1 protein-coding gene is annotated in these 322 nt (G+C 63.4%); it reads left to right on the top strand.

All coding sequences use genetic code 11. The features are described 5' to 3' along the window. Nucleotides 1–322: DDE-type integrase/transposase/recombinase (locus tag FMM79_RS00030; protein WP_148625003.1), on the top strand; the 322-nt coding region annotated here is incomplete at both ends.

Genomic DNA, 322 nt, shown 5'->3' with positions numbered 1-322 from the left:
CTACATTCCCATGGCCCGGGGCTTCGTCTATCTTGTCGCTATCGTCGACTGGTTCAGCCGCAAGGTCCTCAGCCACCGGATTTCGATTACGCTGGACGCCGACTTCTGCGTGGAAGCGCTCGAGGAAGCCCTGGCGCGCTACGGCAAGCCGGAGATCTTCAATACGGATCAGGGCAGTCAATTCACCAGCCAGGCCTTCACCGGCGTGCTGCGGCGCGAGGGTATCGCCATCAGCATGGACGGCCGCGGCGCCTGGCGCGACAATGTCGTGGTCGAGCGGCTGTGGCGCTCGGTGAAGTACGAGGAAGTCTACCTGCACGCC

The organism is Novosphingobium sp. BW1, assembly GCF_008107685.1.
GTDB lineage: Bacteria > Pseudomonadota > Alphaproteobacteria > Sphingomonadales > Sphingomonadaceae > Novosphingobium.
Note: the sequence above shows the minus strand (reverse complement) of the source record. Positions and strands in the feature narration are given on the sequence as shown.